General features: G+C 61.4%; 7 protein-coding genes. All 7 read left to right on the top strand.

The annotated features are described in order from the left end of the window. The coding region (locus RMQ73_RS03065; protein WP_310496520.1) for a PucC family protein at window positions 1-685 on the top strand (685 nt) is incomplete at its 5' end. A 16-nt stretch (window positions 686-701) separates the two neighbouring features. Then, complete coding sequence (gene puhA / locus RMQ73_RS03060; RefSeq protein ID WP_310496519.1) at window positions 702-1,478, top strand: photosynthetic reaction center subunit H; 777 nt, start codon at window positions 702-704, stop codon at window positions 1,476-1,478. Window positions 1,479-1,480: 2 nt separating this feature from the next. Beyond that, entirely contained in the window at window positions 1,481-2,098 is a 618-nt protein-coding gene (puhB, locus tag RMQ73_RS03055) for a photosynthetic complex putative assembly protein PuhB (protein ID WP_310496518.1), read from the top strand. Next, window positions 2,095-2,619 carry a photosynthetic complex assembly protein PuhC gene (gene puhC / locus RMQ73_RS03050; RefSeq protein ID WP_310496517.1) on the top strand — a complete coding sequence of 175 codons (525 nt, stop codon included), beginning with the start codon at window positions 2,095-2,097 and terminating at the stop codon, window positions 2,617-2,619. Before puhB ends, puhC begins: the two co-directional genes overlap by 4 nt. Then, the gene (locus RMQ73_RS03045) at window positions 2,619-2,915 is read left to right on the top strand and encodes a hypothetical protein (protein ID WP_310496516.1); all 297 of its coding nucleotides are present in this window, start codon (window positions 2,619-2,621) and stop codon (window positions 2,913-2,915) included. The genes puhC and RMQ73_RS03045 overlap by 1 nt, the downstream gene beginning before the upstream one ends. Continuing rightward, complete coding sequence (gene acsF, locus RMQ73_RS03040) at window positions 2,912-3,973, top strand: magnesium-protoporphyrin IX monomethyl ester (oxidative) cyclase (protein ID WP_310496515.1); 1,062 nt, start codon at window positions 2,912-2,914, stop codon at window positions 3,971-3,973. Before RMQ73_RS03045 ends, acsF begins: the two co-directional genes overlap by 4 nt. Before the next feature lie 9 nt (window positions 3,974-3,982). Further along, complete coding sequence (gene puhE, locus RMQ73_RS03035; RefSeq protein WP_310496514.1) at window positions 3,983-4,771, top strand: putative photosynthetic complex assembly protein PuhE; 789 nt, start codon at window positions 3,983-3,985, stop codon at window positions 4,769-4,771. Window positions 4,772-4,977: the final 206 nt, after the last annotated feature.

Genomic DNA, 4,977 nt, shown 5'->3' with positions numbered 1-4,977 from the left:
CGGCCTGCTCGTCGAGCCCTTTCAGGGCCGGCGGAATGTCGTCGGGCTTGGCGCTGCCGGCTTTGGCCTTCAGGATGTTTTGCTTGAACCTTATGGCGGCCAAGTCCTCGGGCTGTCTGTTGGCGCGACCACCGGCCTTACGGCGTTTTCATCACTTGGAACTTTGCTCGGTCTTGGTTTCTGTGCCCGCATACTGGCACGCGGCGGCGACCCGGCGCGTCTCGCTGGCCTCGGTGCCGTGATCGGGATCAGTGCGTTTTCTGCCGTGATTTTCTCGGCGCCGCTTTCGTCGATCGCGCTGTTGTGCCTCGGTGCGGCCGGCATCGGGCTGGGCAGCGGCCTGTTCGGAGTCGCCACTTTGACTGCGGCCATGACTGCTGCGCCCATGGGGCAATCGGGCATCGCGCTTGGCGCGTGGGGCGCCGTGCAAGCCACGGCCACCGGCTTTGGAATCATTGCATCGGGCGCGATTCGCGACGGTGTCGGTGCGCTGGCCATGGCCGGAACACTGGGTCCGGGGCTGACTTTGCCCAGCACCGGTTATTCCATGGTATGGCATATCGAGATTTTGTTGCTTTTTTTGAGCCTTGTCGCGCTTGGCCCGCTGGCGCGCCGCGCCAGAGACGCCTATTCTAATCGCCGTCCCGAGCCTGTTTCCTTTGGCTTGGCAGAGTTTCCAACCTGAGGAGGAGACGCCTCACATGAAGAACGTCCATCTAGTCGGCGGCCTCGATATTGCCGAGCTTGCCTTTTTCCTGTTCTTCTTTTTCTTCCTCGGGTTGGTCTGGTACCTGCGCCGGGAGGATCGCCGCGAAGGTTATCCTCTGGAATGGGATGTCACCGGGCAGAGGCTGGATTTGAATGACCCGCTGATTTTCGATGAGCCCAAGACCTTTGTGCTCCCGCATGGACTGGGCACGTTCACCACCCCGACTGCAAACGATCGGGATGAATTGCCGACCAATATCTGGCCCGAAAATCGCGGCTACGAAGGCACTCCGTTCGAGCCCAAGGACAATCATCTTTCCTCCGGCCTCGGCCCGGCGTCCTATGCCCAGCGCTTCGACCGTCCCGACCTCGACATGCACGGCGATCCGCGCATCGTTCCCACTCGGGTGGCGCCGCATATCGGCGTCGTGGCGCAGGACATCGATCCGCGCGGGCTGACCGTGTTCGGTGTCGATGGCAAGGCTGCTGGTACTGTCAGCGACCTGTGGGTCGACAAGTCGGAACACATGCTGCGGTACCTCGAGGTCGAACTGACCAGCGGTGACGGCCATGTCCTGCTGCCGATGGCGATGTCGGAAGTGTCGCGTCGCGGCGTGGTGACCGATTCCATCACGGCCGCGCAATTTGCCGGCGCTCCGCGACCCAAGACCGCAGACCAGGTCACGCTGCTTGAGGAGGACAAGATCGTCGGCTACTTCGGCGGCGGCTACCTTTGGGCAACGCCCGAGCGTTCGGAGCCGCTTCTGTGACCATGGAATATGAAGTTGAACCGATCCCGGGCTTGCCCGGGCGGTTGCCGCCGGGCGAGGAGATCGTCTGGCAGGGCACGCCGGATTGGCGCGGGGTCGCTCGCGGCGTCTTCCACACGCGCTTCGTCGCTGTCTGGTTCATCTTCTTGTCCGGCCTGGCGTTTCTGGCTGGTGGTACTGGCCTGACCGGTGCCATCACCACTTTGGTTGTTGCCGTGTTTGCCATCGGGCTGCTGGTCCTGCTGGCCTGGGCGCAGGCCCGCTCGACGATTTACACCCTGACCAATCGCCGCGTGGTCATGCGGTTCGGGGTGGCGCTGCCCAAGTGCGTGAACCTGCCGCTCAGCCTGATCGGCACTGCCGAAGCAAAGCCGGCGGGGGATGGCATTGTCGATGTGTCCCTCAAGCCGACCACGCGTTTCCCGCTCGGCTATCTCCAGATGTGGCCGCATGTCAGGCCCTGGAAGCTTGGCCAGCCACAGCCGATGCTGCGTTCAGTCCCTGAATCCTTCTTGCCGCTGTTGACGGCGGGATTGGCAGCGGCAGATCCCGGCGTGCGTGTCATGCCCGCCGCCGGTTCCGGCCAGCCTGACATTGCCATGGTCGGTGTCGCGGCATGAGCGATTTTCGCGGCGAGCAGTTTCCGGTTGGCGCACTCTATGCGGCCGGGGGTCTTATCGGCATCAGCCTGCTGACTGTCGGCGCGATCCGGCTTGGCGTTCTGCCCGCGCCCGAAACCGCCCCCCAGGCCCGCGAGCGAATCAAGGCGCAAGTCGTGGTCAGCCATGATTTCACGTTCGAGGACCGGCAGGATGGCGCCTTGGTTGTTGGCGACCCTGCAACCGGCCAGCCGGCCATGATCCTCGAGCCTGGCAGCAATTCCGGTTTCATACGCGGCGTCATGCGGGGCATGATGCGCGAACGTACGCTGCACCAGACGTCGAGGGCGGCGCCGGTGACCATCACGCAGTGGAGCGATGGCGCATTGACACTTGAGGACAAGGCAACGGGGCGCATCCTCGAGCTTGGCAGCTTTGGGCACACCAACCGCGCATCCTTCGCCCAACTTCTGGTGCCGTATTCTGGCAATGCCTTGGCCCGCACCGCGCCGCCGGCAGCAGATGGCAAGGGGCCGGCCTGATGGGCTTGTTCACCGCTCCGCCGCTGGAAACCAATTGCACGATCATGATCGAGCATAGCGCCGACAATCTTCATGCCCATGTCGAGCTTGATGGTGACATTGCGCTTGGTCCAGGCGATGCGGTGAAGGTGCACGGCGACCCTGTCAGGTTGCCTTATGGTGAAGCGCTGACGTTGCGCCGCAGGGTCACTGTCTGGAAGGCTGGCGCGCTGCGCCGCTGGTGGACCCAGCTCAGGGCCCAGACCGAACTGACCGAACTTTATGAAATCACTTTCAGCTCGGAGAAGCCGCGATGAACGCTGAGACGCCGATCACCAAGGAAGGCGCAATGGCGATCGCCACGCAGGACACCGTCCTGTCGCCGCGATTCTACACCACCGACTATGACGCGATGGACAAGATCGACGTGGCGGGTGTCCGCGGCGAATGGGATGCGCTGATCGCGGAGATGACCGCCGATCCCAACAAGCAGCACTTCAAGCGCACGCCCGAATTCGACGGTGTGATCGCCAACATGGACCCTGAACTGCGCCCGGAATTCGTCGATTTCTTGGTGTCGTCGATGACGTCCGAGTTCTCCGGCTGCATTCTTTATGCCGAGATCACCAAGCGCATGAAGAATCCGGACGCCAAGGCGCTGTTCAGGCTGATGGCGCGTGACGAATCCAGGCATGCCGGCTTCATCAACGACAGCCTGAAGGATGCGGGTGTCGGCATCGACCTCGGCTTTTTGACCAAGACCAAGAAATACACCTATTTCCGTCCGAAGTTCATTTTCTATGCAACGTATCTGTCGGAAAAGATTGGATATGCGCGGTATATCACCATCCACCGCCACCTTGAAAAACATCCGGAAAAGCGCTTCCACCCGATTTTCAAATGGTTCCAGGAATGGTGCAACGACGAATACCGCCATGGTGAGGCTTTTGCCTTGCTGATGCGCTCCGATCCCAGGCTTTTGACCGGCCTCAACGTACTGTGGATCCGGTTTTTCCTAACGGCGGTGTACGCAACCATGTTTGTGCGCGATCACAAGCGGCCGGCGCTTTATAATGCCTTTGGCATTGATCCGACCGAGTTTGGCTACAAAGTGTTCAACATCACCACCCAGATCACCCGCCAGGTGTTTCCGATCGCCCTCCAGACCGATGCGCCGTCATTCCGCGCGCTGCTCGAAACCATGCGCGAAACGTCTGATGCCATGGACGAAGCTGCGGCCAGCGGCGGCGTCATGGCAAAGGTTCGCATATTCGGTCTGAAGCTCAAGGCGGCCGTTACGTTTGCGCGCATTTACCTGCACCCGGTGGACCGCATGGACCTGACGCCCCAGGTCCGGATGCAGCCGGTCTGGTAGGAATTCGGCGTGTCGGAACTGGTCCTGCCCTTGCTCTTTGCGACTGTGCTTTGGTTTGTCGCCACGGGCTTCGTGCTTTGGCTTGACCAGTTGCCAAGCCATACTTGGCCAATAAGCATCATGATCGCCACGATCGCGAGCGGCTTTGCCATGGGGGGCGTCATCACCACGGCCGAGCTGACCAGTCCGGCGGCAGCCTATGCAGCCTTTGCTTGTGCGCTGGTGCTTTGGGGCTGGCATGAACTGTCATTCCTGATGGGCTTTGTCACCGGCCCCAATCGTGATCCCTGTCCGCCCGATGCGCGCGGCTGGCGGCGGTTCCGCCTAGCGGCCGGGACGCTTATCCATCACGAAGTTGCGATGTTCGTCACGGCCTTGGGCTTGGCGGCGGCGACATGGGGGCAGCCAAACCAGGCCGCTACGCTGACGTTCCTGTTGCTTTTCGTCATGCGGTTGTCGGCAAAGTTGAATATTTTTGCCGGCGTGCCGCATCTGTCCACCGAGATGATGCCCGATCACATGCGTTACCTCGCCAGCTATTTCAGGATTGCGCCGCCGCGTCGCTTCTTTGCCTTGTCGCTCGCGGCAATCCTGCTAGTGGCCGGCGTTCTTGGCCACCTGGCCTTATCGTCGCGCGGTGGAATCGCCACAGGCTATGCACTGGCCTTTGCGTTGACATTGCTGGCCTTTGTGGAACATGGATTTTTGGTACTGCCATGGCAAGACACCGCCATTTTCCGCTGGGCCATGCGGCGACGACATACGACACAAGCTGTGCAAATAGCTGATGCTCAGTGACCAAAATGGGCTTGCCCCGCGACAATTCGCCGTGCATGAAACGGCGGGGAGACAATAATGGACTATGAAGCGCATTTCCTCGCCGCGTTGGACGGCTTGAAAGAACGCGGCAATTACCGTGTCTTTGCCGAACTGCAGCGGCACGCAGGACAGTATCCGCGCGCGACGCGCTACACCGAAGACGGCGAGACGCAGGACGTCACCGT

Origin of the sequence: Sandarakinorhabdus sp. (assembly GCF_031430775.1) — a bacterium.
Lineage (GTDB): Bacteria > Pseudomonadota > Alphaproteobacteria > Sphingomonadales > Sphingomonadaceae > Sandarakinorhabdus.
The sequence above is the reverse complement of the archived record's forward strand: the minus strand, read 5'-3'. Positions and strand labels throughout refer to the sequence as shown.

What these genes read in the sequence shown, in the direction of transcription:
- puhA (WP_310496519.1), top strand. Translation starts at nt 702, where the DNA reads ATGAAGAACGTCCATCTAGTCGGCGGCCTCGATATTGCCGAGCTTGCC.
- puhB (WP_310496518.1), top strand. Translation starts at nt 1,481, where the DNA reads ATGGAATATGAAGTTGAACCGATCCCGGGCTTGCCCGGGCGGTTGCCG.
- puhC (WP_310496517.1), top strand. Translation starts at nt 2,095, where the DNA reads ATGAGCGATTTTCGCGGCGAGCAGTTTCCGGTTGGCGCACTCTATGCG.
- RMQ73_RS03045 (WP_310496516.1), top strand. Translation starts at nt 2,619, where the DNA reads ATGGGCTTGTTCACCGCTCCGCCGCTGGAAACCAATTGCACGATCATG.
- acsF (WP_310496515.1), top strand. Translation starts at nt 2,912, where the DNA reads ATGAACGCTGAGACGCCGATCACCAAGGAAGGCGCAATGGCGATCGCC.